The sequence below is a fragment of the Actinomycetospora soli genome, from assembly GCF_021026295.1.
Lineage (GTDB): Bacteria > Actinomycetota > Actinomycetes > Mycobacteriales > Pseudonocardiaceae > Actinomycetospora > Actinomycetospora soli.
The window spans coordinates 1-24373 of the sequence record NZ_JAJNDA010000026.1; the positions used below are offsets into that span (position 1 = coordinate 1).

General features: G+C 72.1%; 30 protein-coding genes and 1 other annotated feature. Of the genes, 21 read left to right on the top strand and 9 right to left on the bottom strand.

Annotation, left to right across the window (positions count from 1 at the left end; genetic code table 11):
* Positions 1-101: integrase core domain-containing protein (locus LN037_RS27830; protein ID WP_230759716.1), on the top strand; the 101-nt coding region annotated here is incomplete at its 5' end.
* Here the strand turns inward: LN037_RS27830 and LN037_RS27835 are convergent.
* Both LN037_RS27835 and LN037_RS27840 read right to left on the bottom strand, forming a co-directional pair.
* Positions 82-990, bottom strand: coding sequence for a hypothetical protein (locus LN037_RS27835; RefSeq protein WP_230759610.1), 909 nt, complete (start codon positions 988-990; stop codon positions 82-84). The genes LN037_RS27830 and LN037_RS27835 overlap by 20 nt on opposite strands.
* A 53-nt stretch (positions 991-1043) precedes the next feature.
* Positions 1044-1976, bottom strand: coding sequence for a hypothetical protein (locus tag LN037_RS27840; protein WP_230759612.1), 933 nt, complete (start codon positions 1974-1976; stop codon positions 1044-1046).
* Between the two features lie 423 nt (positions 1977-2399).
* Here LN037_RS27840 and LN037_RS27845 point away from each other — a divergent pair, with 423 nt between their 5' ends.
* The 8 genes from LN037_RS27845 to LN037_RS27880 all read left to right on the top strand — a co-directional run bounded on the left by LN037_RS27845 (position 2400) and on the right by LN037_RS27880 (position 7779).
* Entirely contained in the window at positions 2400-3656 is a 1257-nt protein-coding gene (locus tag LN037_RS27845) for a hypothetical protein (protein ID WP_230759614.1), read from the top strand.
* Positions 3657-3697: 41 nt separating this feature from the next.
* Positions 3698-4159, top strand: coding sequence for a hypothetical protein (locus LN037_RS27850; RefSeq protein ID WP_230759616.1), 462 nt, complete (start codon positions 3698-3700; stop codon positions 4157-4159).
* Between the two features lie 106 nt (positions 4160-4265).
* Positions 4266-4634, top strand: coding sequence for a cold-shock protein (locus LN037_RS27855; protein WP_230759617.1), 369 nt, complete (start codon positions 4266-4268; stop codon positions 4632-4634).
* Positions 4631-5020 (top strand): hypothetical protein, encoded by a 390-nt coding sequence (locus tag LN037_RS27860; protein ID WP_230759619.1) that lies wholly within the window; start codon positions 4631-4633, stop codon positions 5018-5020. The genes LN037_RS27855 and LN037_RS27860 overlap by 4 nt, the downstream gene beginning before the upstream one ends.
* 6 nt (positions 5021-5026) lie before the next feature.
* Positions 5027-5221: a hypothetical protein gene (locus LN037_RS27865; RefSeq protein ID WP_230759621.1), complete on the top strand. Its 195-nt coding sequence runs from the start codon at positions 5027-5029 to the stop codon at positions 5219-5221.
* Positions 5222-5328: 107 nt separating this feature from the next.
* Positions 5329-5763 (top strand): hypothetical protein, encoded by a 435-nt coding sequence (locus LN037_RS27870; RefSeq protein WP_230759623.1) that lies wholly within the window; start codon positions 5329-5331, stop codon positions 5761-5763.
* A 416-nt stretch (positions 5764-6179) separates the two neighbouring features.
* Complete coding sequence (locus LN037_RS27875; protein WP_230759625.1) at positions 6180-6737, top strand: hypothetical protein; 558 nt, start codon at positions 6180-6182, stop codon at positions 6735-6737.
* Between the two features lie 781 nt (positions 6738-7518).
* Positions 7519-7779 carry a hypothetical protein gene (locus LN037_RS27880; RefSeq protein ID WP_230759627.1) on the top strand — a complete coding sequence of 87 codons (261 nt, stop codon included), beginning with the start codon at positions 7519-7521 and terminating at the stop codon, positions 7777-7779.
* Positions 7780-8055: 276 nt separating this feature from the next.
* Here the strand turns inward: LN037_RS27880 and LN037_RS27885 are convergent, their stop codons facing one another.
* Together LN037_RS27885 and LN037_RS27890 are read right to left on the bottom strand one after the other, a co-directional pair.
* Positions 8056-8253 (bottom strand): hypothetical protein, encoded by a 198-nt coding sequence (locus LN037_RS27885; RefSeq protein ID WP_230759629.1) that lies wholly within the window; start codon positions 8251-8253, stop codon positions 8056-8058.
* A gap of 149 nt (positions 8254-8402) precedes the next feature.
* Positions 8403-8597 (bottom strand): helix-turn-helix domain-containing protein, encoded by a 195-nt coding sequence (locus LN037_RS27890; RefSeq protein ID WP_230759631.1) that lies wholly within the window; start codon positions 8595-8597, stop codon positions 8403-8405.
* A 163-nt stretch (positions 8598-8760) separates the two neighbouring features.
* On the opposite strand from LN037_RS27890, the gene LN037_RS27895 reads away from it, so the two are divergent.
* The 8 genes from LN037_RS27895 (at position 8761) to LN037_RS27930 (ending at position 14337) form a co-directional block, all read left to right on the top strand.
* The gene (locus LN037_RS27895; RefSeq protein ID WP_230759633.1) at positions 8761-9588 is read left to right on the top strand and encodes a hypothetical protein; all 828 of its coding nucleotides are present in this window, start codon (positions 8761-8763) and stop codon (positions 9586-9588) included.
* A 31-nt stretch (positions 9589-9619) separates the two neighbouring features.
* Positions 9620-9784, top strand: a complete 165-nt coding sequence (locus LN037_RS27900; protein ID WP_230759635.1) for a hypothetical protein — start codon at positions 9620-9622, stop codon at positions 9782-9784.
* Positions 9781-10134 (top strand): hypothetical protein, encoded by a 354-nt coding sequence (locus LN037_RS27905; protein WP_230759637.1) that lies wholly within the window; start codon positions 9781-9783, stop codon positions 10132-10134. Before LN037_RS27900 ends, LN037_RS27905 begins: the two co-directional genes overlap by 4 nt.
* The gene (locus tag LN037_RS27910) at positions 10131-10340 is read left to right on the top strand and encodes a hypothetical protein (protein WP_230759639.1); all 210 of its coding nucleotides are present in this window, start codon (positions 10131-10133) and stop codon (positions 10338-10340) included. Before LN037_RS27905 ends, LN037_RS27910 begins: the two co-directional genes overlap by 4 nt.
* A complete protein-coding gene (locus LN037_RS27915) occupies positions 10337-10570 on the top strand; it encodes a hypothetical protein (RefSeq protein ID WP_230759641.1) in 234 nt (77 codons plus the stop codon). Before LN037_RS27910 ends, LN037_RS27915 begins: the two co-directional genes overlap by 4 nt.
* Positions 10571-10578: 8 nt before the next feature.
* Entirely contained in the window at positions 10579-12651 is a 2073-nt protein-coding gene (locus LN037_RS27920; RefSeq protein ID WP_230759643.1) for a type IV secretory system conjugative DNA transfer family protein, read from the top strand.
* Positions 12648-13364: a hypothetical protein gene (locus tag LN037_RS27925; protein WP_230759644.1), complete on the top strand. Its 717-nt coding sequence runs from the start codon at positions 12648-12650 to the stop codon at positions 13362-13364. Before LN037_RS27920 ends, LN037_RS27925 begins: the two co-directional genes overlap by 4 nt.
* Positions 13365-13539: 175 nt before the next feature.
* The gene (locus LN037_RS27930; RefSeq protein ID WP_230759646.1) at positions 13540-14337 is read left to right on the top strand and encodes an SAM-dependent methyltransferase; all 798 of its coding nucleotides are present in this window, start codon (positions 13540-13542) and stop codon (positions 14335-14337) included.
* 17 nt (positions 14338-14354) lie between these two features.
* Here the strand turns inward: LN037_RS27930 and LN037_RS27935 are convergent, their stop codons facing one another.
* Entirely contained in the window at positions 14355-15449 is a 1095-nt protein-coding gene (locus tag LN037_RS27935) for an IS630 family transposase (RefSeq protein ID WP_230759648.1), read from the bottom strand.
* A gap of 405 nt (positions 15450-15854) precedes the next feature.
* On the opposite strand from LN037_RS27935, the gene LN037_RS27940 reads away from it, so the two are divergent.
* Positions 15855-16781 carry a hypothetical protein gene (locus tag LN037_RS27940; protein WP_230759650.1) on the top strand — a complete coding sequence of 309 codons (927 nt, stop codon included), beginning with the start codon at positions 15855-15857 and terminating at the stop codon, positions 16779-16781.
* A 245-nt stretch (positions 16782-17026) separates the two neighbouring features.
* Here LN037_RS27940 and LN037_RS27945 read toward each other — a convergent pair whose 3' ends face one another.
* The gene (locus tag LN037_RS27945) at positions 17027-17782 is read right to left on the bottom strand and encodes a hypothetical protein (RefSeq protein WP_230759652.1); all 756 of its coding nucleotides are present in this window, start codon (positions 17780-17782) and stop codon (positions 17027-17029) included.
* Positions 17783-19209: 1427 nt separating this feature from the next.
* On the opposite strand from LN037_RS27945, the gene LN037_RS27950 reads away from it, so the two are divergent.
* On the top strand, positions 19210-19500 hold the full coding sequence (locus LN037_RS27950; protein WP_230759653.1) for a hypothetical protein: 291 nt from the start codon (positions 19210-19212) through the stop codon (positions 19498-19500).
* Positions 19501-19575: 75 nt separating this feature from the next.
* Positions 19576-19731 carry a hypothetical protein gene (locus tag LN037_RS27955; RefSeq protein ID WP_230759655.1) on the top strand — a complete coding sequence of 52 codons (156 nt, stop codon included), beginning with the start codon at positions 19576-19578 and terminating at the stop codon, positions 19729-19731.
* Positions 19732-20322: 591 nt separating this feature from the next.
* Here LN037_RS27955 and LN037_RS27960 read toward each other — a convergent pair.
* Complete coding sequence (locus tag LN037_RS27960) at positions 20323-21210, bottom strand: heparin lyase I family protein (RefSeq protein WP_230759657.1); 888 nt, start codon at positions 21208-21210, stop codon at positions 20323-20325.
* Positions 21211-21681: 471 nt separating this feature from the next.
* Here LN037_RS27960 and LN037_RS27965 point away from each other — a divergent pair, with 471 nt between their 5' ends.
* Positions 21682-22083 (top strand): hypothetical protein, encoded by a 402-nt coding sequence (locus tag LN037_RS27965; protein WP_230759659.1) that lies wholly within the window; start codon positions 21682-21684, stop codon positions 22081-22083.
* A 78-nt stretch (positions 22084-22161) separates the two neighbouring features.
* Here the strand turns inward: LN037_RS27965 and LN037_RS27970 are convergent, their stop codons facing one another.
* On the bottom strand, positions 22162-22449 hold the full coding sequence (locus tag LN037_RS27970; RefSeq protein ID WP_230759661.1) for a hypothetical protein: 288 nt from the start codon (positions 22447-22449) through the stop codon (positions 22162-22164).
* A 609-nt stretch (positions 22450-23058) separates the two neighbouring features.
* Positions 23059-24326 (bottom strand): IS3 family transposase gene (locus tag LN037_RS27975; RefSeq protein WP_443611906.1). Its coding sequence is split into 2 segments (ribosomal slippage): positions 23059-24041 and positions 24041-24326, totalling 1269 coding nucleotides; the frame shifts between segments, so codons are not numbered across the junction.
* Positions 23941-24072, bottom strand: a sequence feature (AL1L pseudoknot). (Overlaps the previous gene by 132 nt.)
* Positions 24327-24373 lie beyond the last annotated feature (47 nt).

Here is a 24373-nt window from a genome sequence, read left to right on the forward strand (position 1 = left end):
CGCGGCTGGCCGCCCTGGACAGCTGGGTCCACGACTACAACACTCGCCGCGCCCACTCCGCCCTCGGCGGCCAACCACCGATCACCCGCCTCGCCTGCTAACAACGTGACGGGTCACGACACCTAGGGCGGTGATCCAGTCGCGCAGGGTCGCCGCGACGGGTTGGGGCAGGTGGGCGCGGCGGGACTCGACAAGCCCGTCGACCGAGGTGATCCGGTTCATCACGTCCGCCTCGTCGGCCCACTCCGCGAACACGGCCTCGATCGTCAGATGCTTCACGTCGCCGTGGTAGTAGGTGCCGCGGAAAGCGGTCTGCGTCCAGCCGGCCGGCTTTCCTGGCATCGGGCGGCGGAACCGCTCGAACAGGTCGTTCTCCACCTCCGCCTCGGTGACCTGCGGCGGGAGCCCGGTGATCACCAGGACCCGGCCCCGCTGGTCGTCGACGACCCTGGTCTGCGCGGAGAGCAGCAGATCGACCGGCTCACCACGCAACAGATCATCGATCCGGCCTTCGACGGTGCACCCGGTGGGGAACACCGGGGCGCCGACCGCGGCCACCACCGCGACATCGGGGAGCCCGGGGTCCTCGATCAGCCGCAGCGCGGCGTCGAAGACCCGCCCGGGCTCGAACGGCGGCTGCTGCCCGCCGCGGGTCATGTCGCCGTTGATCAGCCCGATCGGCAGCCCTAACGCGGTCCCAGCGCCGTCGTGCAGCACGATCCGCCCCAGGTCGGTCAGTCGGCACTCGGTGTGGGGCGGGTCGGCCGGCGGGTTGTCCATGAACCCGAAGTTGCCGTGGCCCTCCAGCAACCGCAGACCGGCCGCCTCGGGGCCCACGATCGCCACCAGCAGTGCGTACAGCTCTTCGCGGGACCCGGGGGTTCCGGCCCGCTCCAGCTCGTCGAGGACAGCTTGCGAGCGCACGAACCCTTCCTCGCCGCTCTCGAGGCGGTCCACCGCGGCGACCACGACCTGTTCGACGGTGTCCACGGCGGGCACCCTGTCACGCGCTGCGTCGTCCGCCCGGTCCCGGTGCTGGTGGTTCACGCGGCGAGCGGTGGCCGCTTGCTCGCGGGCGGCTTCGGCCGCGGTGGGGTGGGCGGCTTCGGGCGGTGGCGGGCCTCAAGGAGCCCGGCGGTGAAGCTGCCCGCGAACGTCACAGCGCAGGCACCGGCGAGGGCGATCTCGAAGCGGTACGGGTTCCCCGGTCCGCGGCGACCAGGGGTGTGCGCGCGGCGCAGCTCGGCGACCGCGGCGTCGTGGCGCGCGCGGCGGGCCCGGACAGCGTCCACCCGGGCCGGAACCCGCGTGTACTCGATGTAGAAGCCGAACCCGCGGGCAGCGAGCTTGAGCAGCCCCGCAGCCAGGCGGGGCCACTCCTTCTCGGCGTAGGCGGGGTAGAGCTGGGTCTCCCAGACGGTGATCGCCTCGGCGGCCACGGTGGTCGCGCCGAGGGTGGCCGCTTGCCGGCGCTGGTAGGCGATCTGCTCGGCGCGGGGAGCGCGGGACGCGGCGTTGACCGGCAACTGCTGCCACGACAGCGCCGTCCACCACGCCGGGCCCGGCCGGGCCACCCACCGTCGTCCCACGACCAGCTGGTGGCGGTCGGGGCGGTGGCGGGCGTAGTCCCAGCCGGCCTGGACCCAGCTCGCCGCGTACAGCGCCAGCGGGGTCAAGCACCCCACGGGACTGCGGTCCGGGGGTAACAGCGCCGCCAGGGGGACGTGCACGCCGTGCGCGCTGCGGCGGGTCTGCGCCGCGACCTGGCGGTCGAGGGCGGGGCGCTGCTCCTCGCGGGCCAGGTCTTCCTCGGCGCGGCGGCCCGCGCGGCGGTAGTTCACGACGTGGGTCAACACCGTCGAACTCGCCGAGAGCAGCAGCGCGGCCACGGCAGGGAAATCCCGCCGCGCCCACGCGTCGCGGCCGCGGGTCAGGCCCACCAGCGGCCAGACCGCGACCAACCCGGGCCCGGCCAAGCGCAGCGTGCGGCGATGGTGCTCAGCCAGCGCGTCACGGTAAGCCGTCCGAGGGTCGCTCACCCTGCCAGCCTCGCACCATCGAGAAGCAGCCCCGCACTCTGCTGGGCCGGAGAGCTGCCCCGGCGCGAGCCTCTCGCTGAGCATCAGCTGCTGGTGCGCCCCGTACCCCTTGGTCGGGCCGAGGGAAAGCTGACGAGAGTCGACAGGCTCTTCGGACGAGGCGCAGTGCTACAGACAGCGATGACGCTGACCGGGCCCAGCCCGAACACCGGTCACCTCCGGGCGCTGGGGTCCCGACACCACGATCCCTGAAGCGGGCGTACCTGTTCTGGCACACTGCTCGGGTGCGTCGACGCGATCGGATCCATGCCGGGTAGAGCCACCGAACACGGCTCGTCCAGGCCCTCGCGGGGTCTTCTGGTGCTGTTGGGGACGCTGCCGGTCGAGGACGGGCAGACCCCGCCACCGGCGGTGGGCGACGTGGTCCGGCTGACGTTGCGGTTCGCCGAGGCCGATGCGGACGCGGCCGACGCGGCCGTATCGGTCATCAGCGCCCGCGCGGAACCCGTCGGGGACGGCTCTGCCCGCAGCCCCGGGATGCGGTGGGACGGCACGGTCGATGACCGGCCGCCGGTCTGGCCGACGGTGCTCCACGGTGACGGCTGGTCAGCGATGTGGTCGGCGCCGCGCCCGGTGATCGGGCAGGTGGTGCTCCGCGGCACCCTGATCGACAACCTCGACATCGGGAACCACACCGGGGTGCGAGGACGTGTCCTGCGGGCCCAGGTGGTCACCGAGACCATCGACAACACCGACCCCGACCAGCGCCAGTGGCGACCGATTCCCTCCGCGCAACGTCTGCGCGACGTCGAGGTCTCTCCACGCTGGTTCGACCACGGGCTGGTCGTCCCTGATGACGTCCCGACCGGCGGCTGGGTGTCCCCGGTGCCCGGCGACCCCTACGTACTCGAGCGCGGCGTCCTGCTCGACCTCGACCTCGACGACGTACCCGCCCTGGCCCCGCGCCCGAGGATCGTGCCGGGCGCAGTCACCGCCTACGGCGAGGACGTGTGGGTCGCCGACACTCGGCTGCCGCTGGTCCTGCGCGTGCGCCGCCCCCTTGACGCGCACCCAGAGATCACCGAGTACCCCTGGCCCGGCCGCATCCTCGACCCCGGGCACGGCGAACGTCGCAGCCTGCACGCCGACCACGACGGCGCGTGGATCACCGGCCCCGACGGCATCTACCGGATCGACCACACCGACAACGGGCGCGAGGACAACGACCGCGAGGGCACGGTCCGCCTCGTCGACGACGGGCCCGCCTGGGTGCTGGCCGCCACGAACCGCGAGGCGCTGCTTACGGTGCTGCGCCTCGACCCCGGCGACCCGCACACCCCGCTGGTACTGCGCCTGATCACCCCGAACGGCGACCGTAGGGACACCACGCTCGACGACCAGTCCGTCGCCGCCGCCACCGAGGCCGAAGACGGGGCGGGGTTCGTGTTGCTGCTACGCCACCGCGACCACCCACCCGGACCGGACTCGCCCGGCAGGCCGACCGCCGGCCCTGGCTGGGCCGGCTCAGCGCCACCGGCGACCTCGTCGAGGGCCCCTACCTCGACGTCGGCCACCCGGGCCTGCTCCAACTGGTCCCCGGCGACCCGCCGCTCGTGATCGACCAAAACGGCAGCGGCCTGCGACGGGTCCACCCGGACTTGACCCTCGCCGACGGTGTCGCCCTGTGGGCGGACGTGCTGCAGGCCTACGCCACCGGCGGGCGACTGTGGGTGGCCACCCACCCGCCGCACCCCGAGGACATTCGCCGGCGCGGCACCGTCGCCTGCTGGCCGCTGCCCGGGCCGCCGGACTACCCCGAAGACCGGCAGTACTGGCTGCTCACCGAGCTCGACCCCGCCACCCTCACCCCCCGGGTCAGCACCCTGGTCCCCCACATCCCCGACAAGCTCGCCCTCGACGCCGCCGGCACCGTGTGGATCGCCGCCGACGGCGTCCGCCACCTCCCCCTCCCCGGCATCAACGGCTCGGCCGCCGAACTTCTCGACATCGCCGGACTCCTCAACGCCCACGCCACCGAACCCGCCACCACGAACGCTGCTCCCGCGGCCGACACCGACCCCCAAACCGACACCGGCGGCGGGCGGGGCCCAGTCCGGTGAACCTTCCCTTAAGGACCCAGCACCTGCCGTGATGGCGCCGTCGCATCCCGCTCCGCTGATGCCTCCGACGTCCCGGACGCCGCTATCGCGCCCACAGCTCAGAGCGGTGGCGTGCGACGCTGCGGCGGTGGCGGCGGCCGGGCGGGTGTCTGCGTGGCACCCCGAAGACGGTTGGGGCGTTCTGGAGTCCGACCAGACCCCCGGCGGGTGCTGGGCCCACGTCAGCGCCGTCCGGACTCCGTCCGGGTTCACCGAGCTGCGTCCCGCGCAGGAGGTCGAGTTCGACTGGGAACCGGCCATGCAGGACGGATACCGGTTCCGGGCGGTCTCGGTGTGGCCGCGGGGCCGGCCTCCCCGGGACTCTCCGGCGGCGGAGGGCGAGACGTCGGCGTACGGCAGCGCCCTGGTCATCGACTGGGACCAGCCCGACAACCCAGGACCGGACCGCCGCGACGAGCCCGGTGAGTCCCGGTGAGCGACGAGCAAGTCGTCCGGGGGCGGGCGGGGGACGTGTATCGGCGGCGGGTCTCGCTGGAGTGGCGGGCGGCAATCGCGGTCGCCGCGGTTGCGGTGACGGGAACCGTGCTGGGGCTGCTGCCCCTGCAGGACGCGTGGCTGGACGTGGGGCTGCTCGGTGGATTCGGGGTGATCGTCGTGATCGCGCTGGGGTTGCTGGTCCTCGCGTGGACCCGTCCGGTGCCGCTGCCGCCGGTCATGCCCAAGCGATTCAGCTACCGCGACGCCACCACCGCCGCCGGCCGGGTCCGCCGCGGGGAGCCGGTCGACCCGCCCGAGCTGCAGGCCGCAGCGATCGACCAGACCCGCCGCGGCCTGCGGACGAGCCTTCTCACCATGGGCTGACTCCCGGTGCTGGGAGCGACCTGGGCGCTGCGCATCGGCGACGGCGGCTTCTTCACCGGCTTCGGCTACGCCGGGCTGGCGGTGATACTGCTCGGGATCAGGGGGCTGGGGTGGAGCGGGATCGTGCAGGCCCGCCTCGACCGCCTCGAGGACTCTGGCGAGAGCAGCGACAGCGCCGCTGACGAGTACCGCACCGGCTGATAATCCGTCTCCGGACGGAATGTCAGGAGGCGATACCGGACCTGGCAGCGGCGCTGCACGGCCAGCGGCTGGCTGGTGTTGGTGTGGGCCGGGCGCATCATCGGCTGGTGGGGCACTACGTGCAGGGACGCCGCAAGGCCGGCGCGGTGGTCGTGCTCACGGTGGTGACGGTGGCGTGTTGGGCGGCGTGGTTGGGATGGGACCTCGACGCGGGTGTCGACGCCGACAGGCTGCTCGGCCCGTACGGGTGGTGGCAGGTTGTCGGGTGTGGGCTGTGCCTGCTCGTCGTGGCGGGTGCGGCGGGACGGTGGCTGCCGTCGGCGGAGATCGCTTGGACGGTGACGTTCGCGTTCACCCTGGCTTTTGCCACTGGGGCGCTGCTTCTGCCGGGTCGGCAGCCGGGGATGGCTCTCGGGACCATCCCGGTCTTCTTCGCGACGTTCGCCGGCACGGCGGCGGTGGCCTGCGCCGCCGAGGTGTTCTGGACCCGTCACCTTCATAGTCCGGACGACCCGGCGACCTGCTTTAAGGGGCGGCGGTGATGTAAGCGCCTGGCTCAGGCTGACTGGACGACCCGGGACCGGGAGAGGACCGTGGTCGGCCATGAGTGAGGAGAAGGGGCGGGCCGGCGGCCGCGGGTGGTGGTCACGGTTGAAGGCGCGGTGGAGCGGCGCCCGGGTGCCGGACGGGCAGGTGCGGCTGCGGCAGCGCCGCAACCGGGTTGCCCGCACCTCGGCGGGGTCGGTTCCGGGTCTGTTCGCGGCGGGCTACACGGCGCCTCCGGCCGCTGGTCACCACGCCCCTGCGGCTCCTGTCGCCCCATGTCATGCCCCACCGCCGGTGCACGTTCCCCCGCCGGTGCACGTCGCACCGCCTCCCCCGCCGCCCTGCTGAGGCCCCGCTCAGGCCGTGCTGGGTCCGTGCGGCTCGGTGGGCGCGGCTAGGAGAGCATCGGTGGGTGCGCTTCGCCCGACTGTTGGCCCCCGGCGTGGTCGACCGGGATCGGCAGTGGTCGTTGGCGAACTCCCGGGCGGCCAGCGCGGTGCTGGTGGTGCTGCTGGGCGCGATCGCGGCCCGGGGGTTCGGGGTCGGATGGGCGATCTGGGTGGGGTTCGCCGCCGGCGGGGTCGCGTTCGTGGTCGCAGTAATGAACGTGCCACGCGGTCTCGTGGCACGGTCGGGGTCGAGTTCGGGGTCGATGAGGTCGATCCCGGACGGTGAGCGTCGGCGGGTGGCGCAGCTGATCCACCGTGGTCGTGCAGTGCCAGCGGAGGACCTCGAGACTGCGGACGAGTTGGCTCGCGGCACGTTGCGCAGTGTTGGGCTGCAGCTCTGGACGGGGCCGCTGATCATCACCTCGCAGCTCGGGTCGCTGCCGGTGCGCGACGGAGAGGACGTGTTCGGGCTGGTGTTGCTGGTGCTCGGAGTGGGTCTCATGGTCGCGGCGCTGGTGTCGAACGCGCGATACCGCCGGGTCTTGATCGATCACCCGCGTCCCACGCCAACCGGTCTCTAACAGCCTGTTGGCCCGGACGCCGACGGAGGAGGACCTGGTCGAGTTCAGCGCGGGCGGCGGCTCGGACGGTCGCGCTGGCCACCCCTCGGTCTGGCCGAGGGCGGGCAGCGGGGTCGGCTTCAGCGCTACGGAGGGTTCGGAGGCGTCGAGCGCGGCCGTCGACCGCGGCGAGGGCGGTGGGGAGGTCGCTGAGGCGGCCGCGCCAGGGGCTCAGGCGGTGGCCGAGGATGCGTAGCGGGTCACGGGCAGCGCGGGCGGCGTCCCCGCGGGAACGCTCGGGGTGGTCGGGGTGGTGATCGACGGCGTGCAGCAGCCCCATCACCGACCAGCCGTCCTCGAACCACGGTCCGAGCATCGCCACCGCCCGCCAGCGCGGGACCCGGGCGCCGAGCCCGGCCCGGTCGAGGAACGTCGCGACCGCCCGGGCTCGCTCTGCGGCGGTGGCGGCGCGGTCGTAGACCGGCCACGGCTCGCGGGGGTCTTGGTCGTGGCGTCGGGTGAGCCCTCGTTTTGGTCGAGGGCTTGTTTGTTGACCGCCACAGGCGGGGGGGTTGCCAAATTCATCCCCAGGGCTTTGAGCCGGCTTTGGCGGGACCGACAGATTGTCACCGCCGCCAAAGCCGAGGGGGGCGGTCAGGACGTAGGACGGGGCCCGGTTCGAGGTCGCCCCGAGGAACTCCGCCGTCGCCCCGGCCTCGACACACACCACCAGCCCCGCCTCGACCGCCCACGCCACGACCCGGGACACGGTGCGCGTCGAGCAGCCCGCCGCCCCGGCGAGGTGGGCGCGGGTGACGCCGGCGACCAGGCCGGTATCCCACGCCATCCCGCACACCAGCCCCCGCAACACCGACAGAGCGACAGCGCGACGGTCTTCGCGCCACAGCTCGGCGTCGACGAGCTCTTCGAGGCGGGCCAGGGCGAGGGCCTGGTCGCGCAGCACCACGACGCCCTCGGGGAGGCGGTGGCGCCAGCCGGGGTGCACCGCGAACCGGCCGGCGTCGACGCGGCGGGCCGCGCGGCGGCGGCCGTAGGCGAGTGACCGAGCCCGCGCCACGGCGCGTCGGTGGGCGTGCTCGGCCCCTGGAGTAGGGCGAACACGGTCAGCAGGGGTCGCCGGAACGCCCCGCGCGGGGGACGACGGCGTGTCGCGGACGCGCGCAGGCTGTACCGGCGGAGCGTCCGATGTAATCTCGGCTCCGCAGCACTAAGCCGTCGACGCGGGTGCCCCAGGTTGGTAGCCGGCAGGGCCCGAGTCGAGCGGGATGATGTGTAAGCGCGAACGCCTCGACCTGGCCGGGTCGGGGCGTTTCGTGTGTCAGGCCGTCTTGAGCGCCCCCTGCTCCGCGTAGGGAACTCCGACGAGCTCGGCCAAGGCCTCGCCCACGAAGTCGTTGAAGGTCATGCCGCGACGCGCGGCCTCCTCCTGAAGCGCCCTGCGTAACGCCACGGGCACGCGGGCGCGGACTTCCTCACGCTCGCCCTTACCGGGCGGTCCAGGCTTGCGACGCTCCATGCGGCAGATCGTGCCGTCTCTGCGCGCAGGGAAGGGGTCGCGACACGCCGTCTCTGCGCGCAAAGTTGTGGAAGGGTCCGTCCTCGGTACTGGGGCGACAGCCGGACGGCGCGCCAGCGGAAGCTCAGCTCGTCGGTGGTTGCGCTGGGCTACGGCTTCCCGTGCTCGCGGCGGGTGAGGTCGTCGACCTGACGTCGCAGGTCGGCGACGTCCCATCGGAGGTGTCCGCCGACGGTGCGCTGCGCGGGCTGGACGAGCCCGTCGCTGGCCCAGCGGGAGAGCGTGGAGCGGGCGACGTTGAGTGCTTCCGCTGCCTTCGCGGTGCTCACCAACTCGTTCGCCACCCCGGGATCGTGGCACAGGCACTTCGCGCAGCTCCGCTAGAACGCCCTGGTCAAGCACCTCGCGCCGATCGGTCACTCCGAGCATCTTGCACACTTCACGACGGAGCCTCTACCGTCGGCTTTGCACACTTCGCACACTTCGAGCGGCGGGAGGCGGGCTTCGATGGGCGAACCTGAGCACGACGTCGCCGAGGCGGCGGCCGCGGTGCGCGGCTGGGTCGACCTCGCGACGTGGACCGCGATCGGGCTGGGGCTGGTGTTCACGGCGGTGAACGTGCAGGCCTTCGCCGCGGCCGGCGCCCCGGTGGGATCGCCGGGCTGGGTGGTGGCGTGGCTGCTGGACCCGATGGTGTCGGTGCTGCTGCTGGCGGTGGTCCGCGCCGAGCAGCTGACTGCCCGCTGGCAGGTGCCGATGGGCTGGCAGGTGACCGCGGTGAAGTGGGCGGCGTTCGCCGCCACGTACGCGATGAACTCGTGGTCGGCGTGGCGGGACGGGGTCCCGTCGTCGGTGGTCCTGCACTCGGTGCCGCCGGTGTTCGTGCTGCTCGCGGCCGAGGTCGCCCCCGCCCTGCGGGAGCGGCTCACCGAGGCCGTCCGGGTCGCCGCCGCCTCCAGTTATGCCACCGATATGGAGACCTTCTCCGCGCCCGAGTCGGGCGAGAAGAAGTCGCCGCACAGCGAGCCCGTCGGCGCGCACCGGGCTGGCAGCTCGCTCGTGGCCCCGAGCGACATCCTGGCACCTCCCTCGCCGACCTCGGCGCCGTCTCCGAGCAGCGACGACCGCACCGACCCCGAGGGCGCCGACGACGGTGCGCGGGCTGATGGCCGGGTGCGGGAGATCGCGGAGCTGCTCGCCGCGGGCTGCGAGGTCACCGGGGCGCAGGCCGCCGCGCTGCACCAGGTCTCGGCGCGCACCGGCCGCCGGCTGCTCGGCGCCGCCCGCGCCCACCTCGCCCAGCACCCACCCCGCCCCGCCCCGACCTGCACCTGATCACCACCCGGCCCACCGCAAGAGGCAGCACATGACCCTCGACGACCACGGGCTCGACGAGCTCGGCGGGTTCGACCGGGCCCGGTTCGACGAGTCCATCGAGCTGGCCCGCACCCAGCTCGCCTTCCCCCTGCCCGACCCCGAGCCCCACGCCGAGCTCGACCCCCGGATTGACGATGAGGAGCGGGAGCGATGAGCACCTGGCCAGACGACACCCAGCTCGACGCCCTGCTCACCGCCGCGAGCCACACCCGCTCCCAGGCGCTGCGCTTCGACCCCGAAGCTGGCGGGTTCCGGGTGCTGACCGCCCAGGAGGACGCCGAGCTCGTCCGGGCGATCGCGCTGCCTCAGCAGCGCTACGAGCAGGACCGAGAGCACCTGCTCGACGAGCGCGAGCACGCCCGCCGCCTCGGCGACGCCGACGGGGTGGAGACCGCCGAGGCCCACCTCGAGGTCCTCGCCGCCGAGCACCGCGCCGCCCACCAGTTCACCGAACCCGAACCCGAACCCGGCCGGGACTTCGACGACGAGGAGCGAGAGCGATGACCTTCGTGCCGCTGGTGACCGCCTGGGAGAACAGCCGCCAGGAACGGACCCCGATGCCCGGCCAGCAGCGGGTCGCGTCGGTCGAGTACGAGCACGGCACCTCCGAGCGCCCCGCCACCTTCCTGGAGTGGCTGCTCGACCTCGACCGCGAGCAGGACCTCGACGACCCCGACCGCGACGACGAGGAACGGGAGGCCGGCGGATGAGCTACCTCGGGATGGACGTCAACCGGCAGTCGGGTCTGTCCGAGCGGGCCCGCGACGCGCTCACCCGGGAGCTGTTCGCCCGGTGGGAGGCCGCCGAGCCCGGCCGCCACCACTGCTTCATCGGCTCCGACGCCGAGATGGTCGCCGCCGTCGAACGACTCCGCCATCAGGACCGCCACGACCTCGACAGCGAGCAGCACCGCGACAACCAGGACCGGGAGAGGGGCTGACCATGTCCGTGACCACCCCACCCGAGGACGACACCCGTCCCCGGGCTACACGGCGGCGGGCCGCGGTGCTGGCCGGGCGGGTGCGGTTCGCGGCCGCCCGCACGGGTCCGCGTGCCCGCCGCGGGGCGGTGCGGGCGGGTCACCTCGTGGTCGGGGTGCTCACCGCGGCCGCGGTCGCCGCGGTGTTGTCGATGCTGGTCGCGGGCCGGGCGTGGGCCTCGCACCCCCGCTGGTCGACCTGGGCCAGCTGGGTCGCGGACCGGCTGGGGCGCTGGCAGGTCCTCGCGACCACCGCGGTGCTCGGGCTGCTGGATGTGACCCTGTTCGACCCGTTCACCCTGCCCGGAGCCCTCGCCGCCGGCCCGGGGCTGGTGGTGTGGGGGACCCGGGCCGGTCGTCTGGTCTATCCGCACACCGTCCGCGGCCGCGTCCGCACCCGCTACGGGCTGACCGGGTGGGCGAATCACTGGGACCTGCACCGGCACGTCTCCGCGCACGCCGTCCGCGCCGTCGCCGCCACCATGCGACCCACCCTCGCCACCGAGCTCCCCGACCCCGACGCCAACCCCGACGCCGAGGACATCGACGTCGGGCAGCGGCTCGCGGCCACCGCGTGGCGCCGGATGGCGGTCGAGCGGCTCCCGGTCGCCGAGTGCGGGACGTGGCTGGGCCGCAGCGCGGTGGGCCCGGTGTGGGGCTCGGACTGCTACGCCGCGCTGCGTGACGTCGTCGGGCTGGTCGCCCCGCCGCAGACCGCGAAGACCGCCCTGATGGGGCATCACGTGATCGACTTCCCCGGTGCGGTGTTCACCACCTCCACGAAGCCCGACATGTACGCCCACACCGCCGCCCTGCGAGCGAGGAAGGCCTGCTCGGGGCGGGTGGAGGTGTTCAACCCCGAAGGCCTCGGTGACGTCGACTCCACCCTGTCCTGGCCCCTGGTGCGGGGCTGCGCTCAGCCGTCGGTGGCGGCGGAGCGGGCGGGGGCGCTAGTGGGCGCCACGTCGGCGGCGGGTGGGGAGGACGGCACGTTCTGGCTCGATAGCGCGGCGAAGGTGCTGCGGTGCCTGCTGCTGGCCGCCGACCTCGGCGGCCGGGACATGCGCGCCGTGCAGCTCTGGGTCGCCAGCCCCACCGAGGCGTGGGACGCGGTGCAGCTGCTGCGCCACCACCGCGCCGTGGTGCCGCACGGGTGGGCCGCCGACCTCGAGCAGATCCTCGCCACCGACGCCAAGCGCACCCGCGAGTCCATCTTGCTGACCTTGTCGCAGGCGGTGGCGTTCATGGCCGACCCCACCGTCGCCGCCGCCGTCTGCCCCGACGGAGAGGTGCCGACCTTCGACGTCGGCCGGTTCCTCGCCGACCGCGGCACCCTGTACCTGATCCTCTCCGAACGCCCCCACGCCTCGGTCGCGCCGCTGGCGGCGGCGTTCACCACCTACGTGTTCGAGGAAGCCAAGCGGCTCGCCGCCACCCGCGCGCACGGCCGGCTCGATACGCCGCTGGGGCTGGTCCTCGACGAAGCCGCGCTGACGACTCCGGTGCCGCTGGACCGGTGGGTCGCCGACGCCGGCGGCCGCGGCATCCACATCATCTGGTCCTGCCAGAGCCCGTCGCAGCTGGCGCAGCGGTGGGGCCACGACGGCGCCGACACCATCTGGAACGCCACCAACGCCAAACTCGTCTTCGGCGGCCTGTCCCTCGACAGTGACCTGGAGGCGATCTCACGGCTGTGCGGGGACTACCGCGACCAGGTCGACCGCGGCGACGGGCAACTCGGCTACGAACGGGTCCGGGTGCTGCCCGTCGACCGGTTGCGCACCCTGCCGCAGGTCCGCCGCGGCGACGGGCGGCTGGTCATGTTCGGGCTGCTCCTGCACCGCGCCACCCCCGCCACCATCACCCGGGTCACCCCGGTCTGGGAACGGTCGGACGTCCAGGCCGCCGGCGCCCCCGTGCCGGTCGCGCCGATCAACGAGGTCCTGCGCCCCGCCGACCCCGACCAACCCCAGCTCGACGATCCCTCCGCCGACCCCACCGACCTCGCCGGCCCTGACGACGACGGGGACGCCCGCGGGTGAGCAGCGACCACACCGCAAGCGGCGGGGAGGGAGACCTGGCGGCCGAGCTCGCGGCCCTACGTCGCCGGGCCCGGGAGACCGACGCCATCGCCCGGGAGTCCGCCGCCGTGCTCTCCGAGCTCGCCCCCCACGTCCACGACCTCACCCAGGCCCAGGCCTCCGAGGCGGCCGACGGGAACGCGGGAACGGCTCAGCAGACCGGCATCGGGGACCAGGCGGGCGATGCGGCTCGTGCCGAGCTCGGGATGGCCGACGTGCCGCCAGCCCCATGGTGCTGGCCGTTGTTCGACGACGAGCAGGCCACCGCGGCGTGGGAGGCACTTGCCCGCTGGGTCGACCGGGTCCTGGTGCCCGGCTACGGCATCACCCGCGGCGAGCTCCCCGACTGCTGGCCCCACCACCCGCGGATGGTCAACGAACTGTCCTGGCTGCGCGCCGCCCACCTCGACGCCCACACCCCGCGTGCGGCCGCGTCGCTAGCGGCGGACTGGCATCTGCGCGCCCTGCCCGGCGCCCTGGCCGCGGTGGCGGCCGCGGTCCCCCTCGAGCACGGCGCTGGCAGCCGACGACGGCCGCTGTGCGGGCCGGGGCATCACCACAGCCGCACAGGGGTCCACGAGGACGAGACCCAGCAAGCCGCGGGCATGCTCGCGGACGCGGAGCACCGGCACCCGACTGCGGGACCTGCGATCGCCACGAGCGCCCCCGCGTGACCGCCCGGGCCGCTGCGAGACGCACGCCGCAGGTCAGGGCGACCGGGGCAGTGACATTACGGCCGTGTGCGCGGCGGGAGCGGCGGCTCCTGCTCGGCATGCCGGGTCGCGGCGCCGGGTACGGGATCTCGAGCAGGGCCGGGGGCGGCCGAGGGGTACGGGGTGGGGGCGGTCCATGGAGGACGGCATCGACTTCGACCGGCCGAACGCCGCCCGGATGTATGACTACCTGCTCGGCGGGGCGCACAACTTCGCCGCCGACCGCGAGCTTGCCGAGCGGGCCCTCGCCGGGTTCCCGACCCTGCGCTATCTCGCCCAGGCCAACCGCGGGTTCCTGCGCCGGGTGGTGACCTGGTGCCTCGCCCAGGGCATCACCCAGTTCCTCGACCTTGGCTCCGGGGTGCCGACCGTCGGCAACGTCCACGAGATCGCGCTGGCCCACACTCCCAACGCGCGGGTGGCCTACGTGGACTTCGAACCGGTCGCGGTCGCCCAGGCCACCGAGATCCTCGCCCAGCTCGACGCCCCCGACCGCGAGCAGGTCACCGTCACCCGGGCCGACCTGCGGCTACCCGAAACTGTGCTCGACGCTCCCGGGGTCGTCGGGCTGCTCGACTTCACTCGCCCGGTCGCCGTCCTCGCGGTCGCGGTGCTGCACTTCGTCGACGACGACCTGCCCGCGATCCTCGACGCCTACCGTGCCCGGCTCGCCCCGGGCAGCATCGTCGCGATCAGCCACGGCACCGACGACAGCGACGACCCCGCCGTCGCCGTCGCCGCCCGGGCGGTGGCCGAGGCCTACCGCGACAGCGCCACCCCGCTGATCCTGCGCGACCGGACCACGGTCGCGGGGCTGCTGCCCGGCCTGGACATCGTTCCGCCCGGCACCGTCGACGTCGTCGATTGGCCGCACCCCGACCCCGGCGCAGAGCGCTCCTCGGTCTACGCCAGCGTGGGCCGCGTTCCCGAGTAGATGCCGCCGCGGTCTCGCTAGTGTCCTGAGTCGGAAGTTCGCCAGCGGCTGCAGTAGTGGGCGATGCTGTCGAGGATTTCGTCGGCGGTCTTGGTCCAGACGTAGGGCTTGGGATCCTCGTTCCAATTCTTGATCCAGGCGCGGATGTCGGCGTTGAGGGCTGCGACCGAGCGGTGCGCGGAGCGTTGCAGCTTCTTGGTGGTCAGCTCGGCGAACCAGCGCTCGACGAGGTTGAGCCAGCTGGAACTGGTCGGAGTGAAGTGCACGACGAAGCGCGGGTGCGCGGCGAGCCAGCGCTTGATCGCCGGGGTCTTGTGGGTCGAGGCGTTGTCGAGCACGAGATGGACCTCGAGGTCGTCGGGGACCTCGGCGTCGATCTTGCGCAGGAACTTGCCGAACTCGACCGCGCGGTGCCGTGAGTGCAGCGAGCCGATGACCTTGCCGGTGGCCAGGTCGAGCGCGGCATACAGGCTCGAAGTGCCGTGACGGACGTAGTCGTGGCTGGCCCGCTCCGGGGTGCCGGGCAGCATCGGGAACGTCGGCGCGGTCCGGTCGAGGGCCTGAACCTGCGTTTTCTCGTCCACGCAGAGCACCACCGCCCGCTCGGGTGGGTCGAGGTAGAGCCCGACGACATCGCGGACCTTCTCGGTGAACAGCGGATCCTTCGACAGCTTCCAGGTCTCGGCCTTGTGCGGGGCGAGCCCGAACGCCCGCCACACCCGCGACACCGTCGACTGCGACATCCCTAGATGGGCGGCCATCGACCGGGTCGACCAGTGCGCGTCGGCCTTCGGGGCGTTCTCCAGGGTCTCGGTGATCAGCTTCTCCACCGCGGCGTCGTCGACGGTGCGCGGCCGGCCCGAGCGCGGCTCGTCGACCAGCCCGTCGAGACGGGCCTCGAGGAAACGCTTTCGCCAGCGGGCCACGGTGTTGCGGTGCTGCTCGAGCCGGGCGGCGATCTCGGTGTTCGAGCCGCCCTCAGCGGCGGCCAGCACGATCCGGCTGCGCATCGCCAACCCGGCCGCGCTGGTCCGCCGCCGAGCCCACGACTCCAACTGCTCACGCTCGACATCGGAGAGCACGATCTCCACCGGCGCAGGTCCACGAGCCATGCACCCGAACCTAGCAACCGCTGGCGAACTTCCGACTCAGAACACTAGAGCTGGCGCTGCAGTGCGGCCAGGAGGTTCCGCACCGCGCGGTGAGGGTGACGACGGTGTCAGTGCCGGCTCCGGCGCTGCTGCCGACGTCCAAGACCGAGAGGTCGTCGTCGTAGACGTTGAGCACCGCGCCGCCAGCGCTGCGGAGCTGCGCGGAGGCGGGAAACCTAGGGCGCCCGCGGCCGCTGCCCCGGCCGCGCTGGCAGGTGCGAGTCGAGGATCACCAGGCAACACCCAACGTCGTCGACTCACCGACGGTCGAAGGGGGTGATAAAGCGCGTTATCACCCCCTCTCCCCGCGGCCGTGCCTTCCCGGCGCTGTCGGGGGCCGGCCGTACCGTGCGGGATGTGCATGACGTGCCCGCAGCCGAGACCCGGCTGCTGTCCGAGCGCGAGCAGGGCCGCGGACCGCGCGAGCGCGTCGAGCCGGTCCCGCGCGCCCTCGAGCCGCACCTGCGCAGCTGGCTGGCCGGCTTCCTGCACCCCCGCCTCGAGCGCCGAGTAGCGGCCCGGCTCGGCCTCGAGCTCACCCCGCGCGACCGCATCCCCTCCACGGTCGGCCCGCCCCGCGAGCTCGCCTGGCACCCGGCGCTGCAGGGCACGGTGCTGCTCGACGCGATCGACCTCGCCCTGCAGTGGGACGACGCCATGAACAACCAGCTCGGCCTGCCCCGCAGCCTCATGGTCGACGACGAGGGCGAGCCGCATCCGCAGTACCGCCGGCTCCATGAGCTCGGCGACCTTCACGAGCTGCTCGACGACGGCGGCTCCACCTACCGGGTATGGGCCCCGCCCGAGGAGGGCACGGCCAGACTCATCAGCCGGGTCGACCCCACCGTCCAGGCCAGCGCCGACCGGGCCGGCAGCGTCCCCACGCCAACCGCGGGCACACTGCTGCGCCAAGCCTGGTCGCAGGCCTATAGCCGCGACACCGATCCCGACGGCGCCTACCGCGACGCGGTCCGCGCCGTTGAGGTCGCGATCTCCACCGTCGTCTCCCCCACCAACGACCGCCAGACCCTCGGCACCGCGATACGCGACCTACGCAGCGGGGCCCACAACTACGAGCTCGTACTCCTCGACAAGCCCGGCGCCGGGACCGTCGACCCGCTCGTCGGGCTGCTCGAGCGGCTCTGGGAAGGCCAGAAGTCCCGACACGGCGCCGGCCACGGCGCCCGCTCCTCGACGCTGCACGAGGCCCGGGCCGCGGTGCAGATCGCGGTCCTCGCGGTGCAGTGGCTGACCGACGGTGCCTTGCGCCGCCGCCCGCCGGAGACGTCATGACCCCTCACCGAGGCTCGTCGCCGAACCCGGCGTCCATACCCCGCCGGGCGCCACCCTGCGCGACTCCGAGACTGCGCTGGCCACGCTGATGCCCGCGCCACCCCGCTACGACAACACGCGCGGCGGACTCGACCGCCACACCGCGACGCCCTCGCCGGCCACCTCAGCCAACTTTAGTAAAGCCGACACAGGTGGTCGTGGTAGAGAGACTCGGCCAGCGTGTGGCAGCTCGACGTAAAGCCTGCTCAGGGTGCGAGTTGCTGCAGAACTCGGATGACAAGCACGGTGGCTTGCGCGGCCGCGTACGCGTCCACTCGATCAACGCCGCCATGAGTGACTTTCTGTGCGAGGTCCCACGCGGCAGGGACGAAGGCCCGTAGTTCACGGTGGGTGCGGCCGGCCGCGTGCTGAGCCAAGAAGAGGTCGAGCCAGGACTTGGCGTCCCCGGCCTTCGGCGCCTCAGTCCCATCCGCCACCAGGTCCGGAGTTGCGAGCAGTCGGGCGGCATCGATGAGTACCTCACGGCACCGACGACCGACATCCTGCAGATCGTCTCGGTCGCTAGCAGAGCCAAGCTCACGAACGATCCCCGCGAGCCGCGTGTCGAGCGCCGCCCAGGTCGATGCTCCCGAAGCGCCTGGGTCTGCCAGCTCTACCCCCGCCAAGGCCGACTCCAAGCCTTCTCGAGCCGGCCGAGCTAGATCAGCGACTCGATTACGGCGGGACTGGTAGGTCGTTAGCCCCTGGGCCTGCCAGTAGCCCCGCCACGACCACAGATCCTCAAAGGGGAAGGGCGCGGACATCCCACGCGCCCGAAGCGCTTGGTCGAGCTTCCGCCGGCGCCCCCGGTAGGACTCGTTGACGCTGTTGATGGGCGAGCCACCTGTGGCTACGTCGACTAGTAGAGCCGCCTGAGCGTCTAGCAGTCCGAGGAGCCCCTCAGCAGTGCTTATGTCGGGCTCTTGCTCCTCAGAGTCTTCCCACGGCAGTGGATCATCCACCCAGGCAGGCATAGGACCAGTATCCCTCAGACCCCTGGATATTGAGGTCCTGGGGGTTCAAATAGTCCAACTTTTCGCCCCCGCTTCTGGGCGTGCGACGCAGGAGGTGGCCATTGGCGTGGCTCACGGCCCGCCTCACAGCTGAGCGCGAAGGCCCCGTCCCGCCGGGTTGCGTTGACCCGGTCGCTGAGGAAATCAGCAGTCGGGCACCGACCAGTCAGTATTGGTCGGCGGCATCTGCCCAGGCAAGTCCCCGTTAGTGAAGACATTGGCTACAGCGTAGTAGCTGTTATTCCAGGGTGGCGATGCGATTCGATACCAGTAGCCGTCGGGTTGAGTGCTTGGAAAGATGGGTGCATACACTTTACAAGAGACCTCGACGAACGCAGCCGTTGGAATCCGTGCTCCGGATGACCCCGCGCCACGTGCTGGGTCGGTAAAGGTAGGCGCGCCCGATCTATTCGAAACCTGCTCCATCTTCACTATGGTCGGCGAACGATCCAAGGCCAGGTACATGATTATGCCCCCGATCAGGAGGGCCACCACGATGCCGGGCGGCCCCGATCATTATCGGACGGCGACGCCACCTCGCTGAACAACCTGGGTCAGAGAAATCCTCGTCTAGTTCTTTTCCCTCCGGCGACGTCCAGGGTCGCGGTGGAAGTGGTGTCGTGGTGCTTCTTCCCTCGCGCTTGTCGTGCTCGTGCAGCTTGGCGACCCAGGCGGCATAGGACGCTCTCTCTGCTGGCGTGAGGACGTCTCTCGCGACGACCGCCTCGACGATGACCGGCAAGGGGAACGTCTCGCCGCGGAGCGCACGCCCGACCGTTGAGCTGGACAGGTTGGCCGTCGCCGCGACGTCGGCGTTGCTGACTGCGGGCGTGCGGGCGACCACGTCACGTAGCCAGTGGGCGAGTTCGCCGCGAGCAGACCCGAGGTTGTCCGGCTGGGTCCGTGGTCGTCCGCGTCTTCGAGGGGGTTGATCCGCCGCCACGGATCTAACCTACTACGTCGCGCATCAATGCTTGTCGGGACCGATCCGATAGTGGCGCGAATAGATTCGTCGCTCTCTATCCCGTTTCTTCCTCGCACGCTCGTGCAAACTGTCTAGGCCGGGTAGGGGAATGAGCGAGGACGCCCCTGACGGGTCCAGGCGCGAGTCGCGCCACACGCGAGGGAGAGGCAGAAATGAGCAACAGCAGGGAGCCGGTGCAGGAACCGAGCAACGCCAGTAAGGCCGTCTTCAACCCCAATACGGAAGTCACCAGCAACTTCTACGGGAGCGGGCCCCACGGCGATGGCCCTGGCCATGGTCACGCTGAGGTCACCTCGAGTGGCGACGTGACCTACAACCGGGAGCCGAACGGCTGAGCTCCCTCCCCTACGCGCAACCGCACGGACCCACTCAGAAAAGGAGAGAAGACGTCATGGTGGCAAACCTGATCGAGGAGATGAAGGACCCCGCAGTCGAGGCGGCAATGAAGCTGCTGGGCGCCCGGGGGCTAGGAGTGACCGTCGTTCACGGTCACGACGACACCAGCGACGAGATGACTCCGCTCCCTGACGGCCTGGTCCAGTTCGAGGACGACTTGCAGGTCCGTTTCCTCCGCGGCGACGATGCCGCTCTCGAGAACGCGACGCCCGTCACGGCGGCGTGGATCAACGGGGAGAAGCGCGTGATCGGCCGGTGCCGGCAGGGCCACACTCGCTCTGCCTGAGTTACCTCCCCGGAACAGATGTCGAAGACAGCACTTTCCGCGCGGTTATGCCCGCACCACGAGAGGAGAACTGACATGAAGGAAGGCCAGGCGGACAAGGCGCCGGAAACGCGCAGCGGACCGGAGCGCAACTCTTACGAGCAGCACCCGCAGGGCGGGCAGTCGACCGAGCAGGCACTCGGGTCGACGGCTCTCGGCGGGGCGAGCGTGGAGTCGCCGCAGGAGGACTAGGTCGAGCGACCTGGCTGGCGGTCCGGTCCTCAGCACCGCTGAGGCCGGACCGTTCTACTGCCAAACGCCGTGATAATCCGCTGTATTGAGGCCTCGGCGGCGAGCGCCGCCAGCGTCCAAGCGACGCTCGTGGTGGCCCGCTGAGAGCGCGTCGGCGTAACCGACGACCTGGTTTCCGGGACCGCCGCAAGCGTCGTCTGAGCTGAGCTATGGCTGCAGCTCCGGCGCGTGCTGGCCGAACCACCGCTGAGCACGCGGTCGAGGTCTGTCTCTAGCCAGGTGTGAGCAGCGTCTGGTGTGGCGCGAAGATCGGTGGGCCACCGTCTGGGTCGAGCTGCAGTCCGAGACGCCCGGCCGGTCGCACGGTGGGGTGCCCTTCCCCCGGGCCGGACGCCGCTTGGTCCCGCTCCGACGTAGCTGCACCCACCGCTGGCGTCCCGACGGTGTGCGCGTAGCCGGCGGCGGGTGGGGCGGTGGACAGCAGGAGAGGTAGGAGCCCGGCGGTAAGCAGGACCGCGACGGTGTCGGTGATCCGCTCTCGCGCTCGGGTGGACCAGCCGCCGGGCTGCTGCCCGTCCTGGTGGTGGCGGGTCACGGGGTGGCTCCGACGGCGGCGGGGGTGTCGCCGATGACGAGGTCGGTGACGGTCATCGAGGTGGGCTGGGTGATGTCGGGGTCGCGGTAGAGCCCGAACTTGAGGTAGTTCGAGGAGTCGAGCAGCGTCCCGCCGGGCGGGTGGTAGCCGGCGAGAACGGGGCGGCCGTCGCGCCAGACCTCGACGAGGCCTTCGGCGGGGTCTTGGGAGAACCGGACGTGCAGGACGACGTCGACGACGTCGTTGCTCCCGATGGGGCCGAGGGACTGTTGGTGGGCGCCTTCGTTGGCCAGGCGGAGCTCGCCGCGCCCGACCTCGAGGGCGATGGGCGGTGAGCCGGAGTTGCCGTTGTGGTGCCACTGCAGGATCAGCTGCCAGCTCTCGGTGTCCACGGGCATGTCACGCAGCTGGGTGCGGTAGCGGACCCAGCGCTCTTCGCCGTCTCGGTCGGAGGGGGTGTCGGGGACGATCTCGGCGCGTTTCCCGCCACCAGGCAGGGAGAACTCGGCGACCTCGACGCCGTCGACGGTGCGGTACCGGGGCTTGGGGGCGTCCTCGGCTTGTTCTTGGTCGGCGGTGGCGGCGAAGCCGTCGCGGCGGGAGTCGAAGGTGGCGGTGCCGTCACCTTCGCGCGGGGCCCACGGGTTCCCGGTCAGCGAGTTCAGCGCCGCGGGCGCCACGGTGGCGTGTTGGCCTGGGGGGAGCCCGGTCGCAGGCCACCAGCCCTGCCCGTGGGCCTGAGTGCCCGCCCACAGCGCGAGCATCGCCGCGGCGAGCAGCATTACCGCGACAGCGACCCACCACGGCCGCCGCCCGGAGCCGGGGCGGGGTGTCGTGGCCGGCGGCTCGGGTTGTTCGACGGTTTCGCGGCGGTGGGTGGCCATCGCGGGACCGACCTCCTCGTCCGGCCGCGTCGGCGGCCCTCGGGTACCGGCTCCTTCAGGGGAGCTGTCGGCGACCCAGAACAGTCGAACAGCGCCGGGGAGGTGAAGAGCGCGCGCGGAATTGATTTATCGCCGCGATATGGTGCTGTTTTGGCCGTGTTCGGTTGAGTTTCGTCGACCCGACGAAACTCAACGAATCCACCTGTCCACGCCTGTTGTGAGCGTCGACGCGGGCCGTTTGTCGAGTGCGCGACCAGAGGCCGGATTCCGAGTGCGACCGGTGAGCGGTCACGACGAGTTCGCCGCCGGTGTACGCAGCGGATGCGGGGTGAGCTGCGGGGATACCGGTGGGCGTCTGGGAGGTGCCGCCCGTGGATCGGCTGTGTTGTTTTCTCATGGGCCGCTCAGTTGCTGGACATACTGCTGCGATGTGCGCTGTCTAGGGTCGGAAGCGTCAAGGTGGGCGTGAACGTGGCAGAACAACCAGCGGGAACCGATGAGATGGGGCCCGGCGAGGTGGGCGGTGAGCAGATGCTGACCTCGGCGCCTGCGCTGACCGCGACCTGCAGCGGCTGCCAGCGGTGGACCCCGGCGGAGGCGGCGCTGCTGGCGGCGTTGCCGGATCCGGCGGAACCGCTGGAGGACGCGGCGTGGTGCGAGCTCGAGGCCGACCATCCCGGACCGCACTACGGGCTGGGGCAGATCAGCGCCACCACGTGGTGGTGGCTGCGCTGGAGTTCCGACCCGCCGCGCCGCGAGCTCGTCGACGCCGGGTTCTGCGGACAACGCCCACCCCCGCACGGTCCCGGGGACTGCACGCTGCCCGCCGCGCACGTCGGCCGACACAGCTACGAGCTCGACAGCACCGAATAGACCGACCCCGTCCCCCGCCCCGAAGTCGCCCTCCCGCTCGGAGGTTGTCCTCGCGGCCACGAAGTGGCTGGGAGGGGTTCAGCCGGGGGCGCGGGGCAGAGGAGTCTCGGGGGTGCGGGCGAGGCGCAGTTCGGCGCGCAGGGTGGCGATCTCCTCGCTGGCGGCCATGAGCCGGTCGACGAACTGGGCCTCGCGACGCTCGGCCCGATTCTCGGCGTCAGCCACCGCCCGGGCCCGATCCTCAGCCACGGCTTCGGCCCGCTCGGCGCGGCGCAGGGCCGCCTCGAGCTGCTCCAGCGCCGATGCGCCCGCCCCCGCTGCCGCGCGCAGCTCCCCCGCCGGCTGCCGGGGTGCCTCGACGGCCACCTGGGGCGTAGCGAGAGTGCCCGGGGGTGGGCGCCCGCCGGGAGCGCCTTCGGGGTGCTCGACGGCGAACCGGCTGGCCTTGTTGTGGTCGGGGTCGGTGCAGTACGCCGGAGGGCGACCACCCCGGGGGTTGGGTGGCTTCGCCGGCTGGGTGCACCCCGGGAACCGGCACCGCCGGGCCGAGCGCCGCGGACCCGGCACCGGCCCACCCGCACGTACGCCCGCCAGGCGCTCGACGTCCTGCTCGAGCGCACCGGTACCGCCAGCGCTGTCCGACTGGTCGACGGCTGCCCCTGGTGCTGCGCGGGCCGTGTCAGGGCGAGTCTTCGGTGTCTCGGTGGGCTCGAAAGTCTCCCCCTCGGCGGCAGGCTGGTGTGGCTGGGCGGGATCGGGGCCGCCGGGGTTCATCGCCCGACCCGGCTGACCGGTACGTGACAGGGCGGTGTGTGATAAGGCGAAACGTGGCTGGGTAGTGCGTGGCGGTGGGTCCGCACAGTGATTGAGGCCCCCTCGCGGTCGGCGGTGCTCACATCAGGCGTGCGGCCACGGTCCCGAGTCCGGCCTGCGCTGACATCGGCGTCAGCGAGGCGTCACTGAAGCGCCCCGGGTTCAGTGGAGGCTGGGTTCTCCCGAGAGTGGATCTTCTCGGGCTGTCTGGTGAGCGTAGTAGTTCTGTTCGTACTCGACCGGCGGAACGTGTCCGAGCTTCGAGTGCAGGCGGCTGGTGTTGAACCAGTGCGCCCAGGACGCGGTGACCAGCTCGAGGTCGCTGACGCTGCGCAGTGGGCCGTCGCGGGTGACGCACTCGGTCTTGTAGAGCCCGATCATCGACTCGGCCAGGGCGTTGTCGTAGGAGTCGCCGATCGAGCCGATAGAGGCCAGGGCACCGGCCTCAGCGAGCCGGTCGCCGTAGCGGATCGCGGTGTACTGCGACCCGGCATCGGAGTGATGGATCAGCCCGTCGAGCCGCCCGTCAGTCGTCTGACCAGCCTGTTCCCGGGTCCAGAGCGCCATCTCCAGGGCGTCGAGGGGTAGCTCGGTGGGCATCCGGGCCGCGCAGCGCCAGCCCACGATCCGCCGGGAGTACACGTCGGAGACGAACGCGGTGAAGACCATGCCCGACCAGGTCGGGACGTAGGTCAGATCCACGACCCAGAGCTGGTTCGGGCGCTGGGCGGTGAAGTCCCGGTCGACCAGGTCCGGGGCCCGGTCGGACTGCCGATCCGACCGGGTGGTGATCACCGGCTGGCCGCGGCGCACCCCGCGAAGCCCGAGGGTGCGCATGAGCCGCTCGACGGTGCAGCGCGCCACCGGGCCGCCGGCCAGGCCGGTGACCCCATCGCGGCGCAGCTGGGCGCACATCTTGCGGACCCCGTAGAGCCCGCGGCTCTTGTCCCGGTCGAAGAACGTCGCCTCGATGACCTCGGCCAGCCGAGCGTCCGAGAGCGCTCGTCGTGAGGGTGGGCGCGCCTTGTGGGCGTAGTAGCCCGACGGGGCGATCTGGATGTCCTCGCTGGTCAGGACACGGCAGATCGGCTCGACCCCGAAGCGGTGCTTGTGCTGATCGATGTAGTCGACGATCAGCGGATATGGCGGTCGAGCTCCGCCGCCGCGAAAAACGCCGACGCGGTCTTCAAGATCTCGTTCGCCCGGCGGAGCTCGGCGTTCTCCCGCCGCAACCGGCGGAGCTCCTCGGACTCCGTAGTCGTCGTCCCCGGGGCCTCACCGTCGTCGACCTGGGCCTGACGGAACCAGCCCCGCAAGGTGTCGGGGGTGATCCCGAGCTGCGGACCGATCCGCTTGCACGCCGCGTTGACCGATAACCCCGGCTCCTGCTGGCGGGCCTCGCGGACCATCCGCTTCGCCCGCTCCCGCATCTCGTCAGTGAACTTCCTCGGCGCCGGCACAACCCCCACCTTCCCGT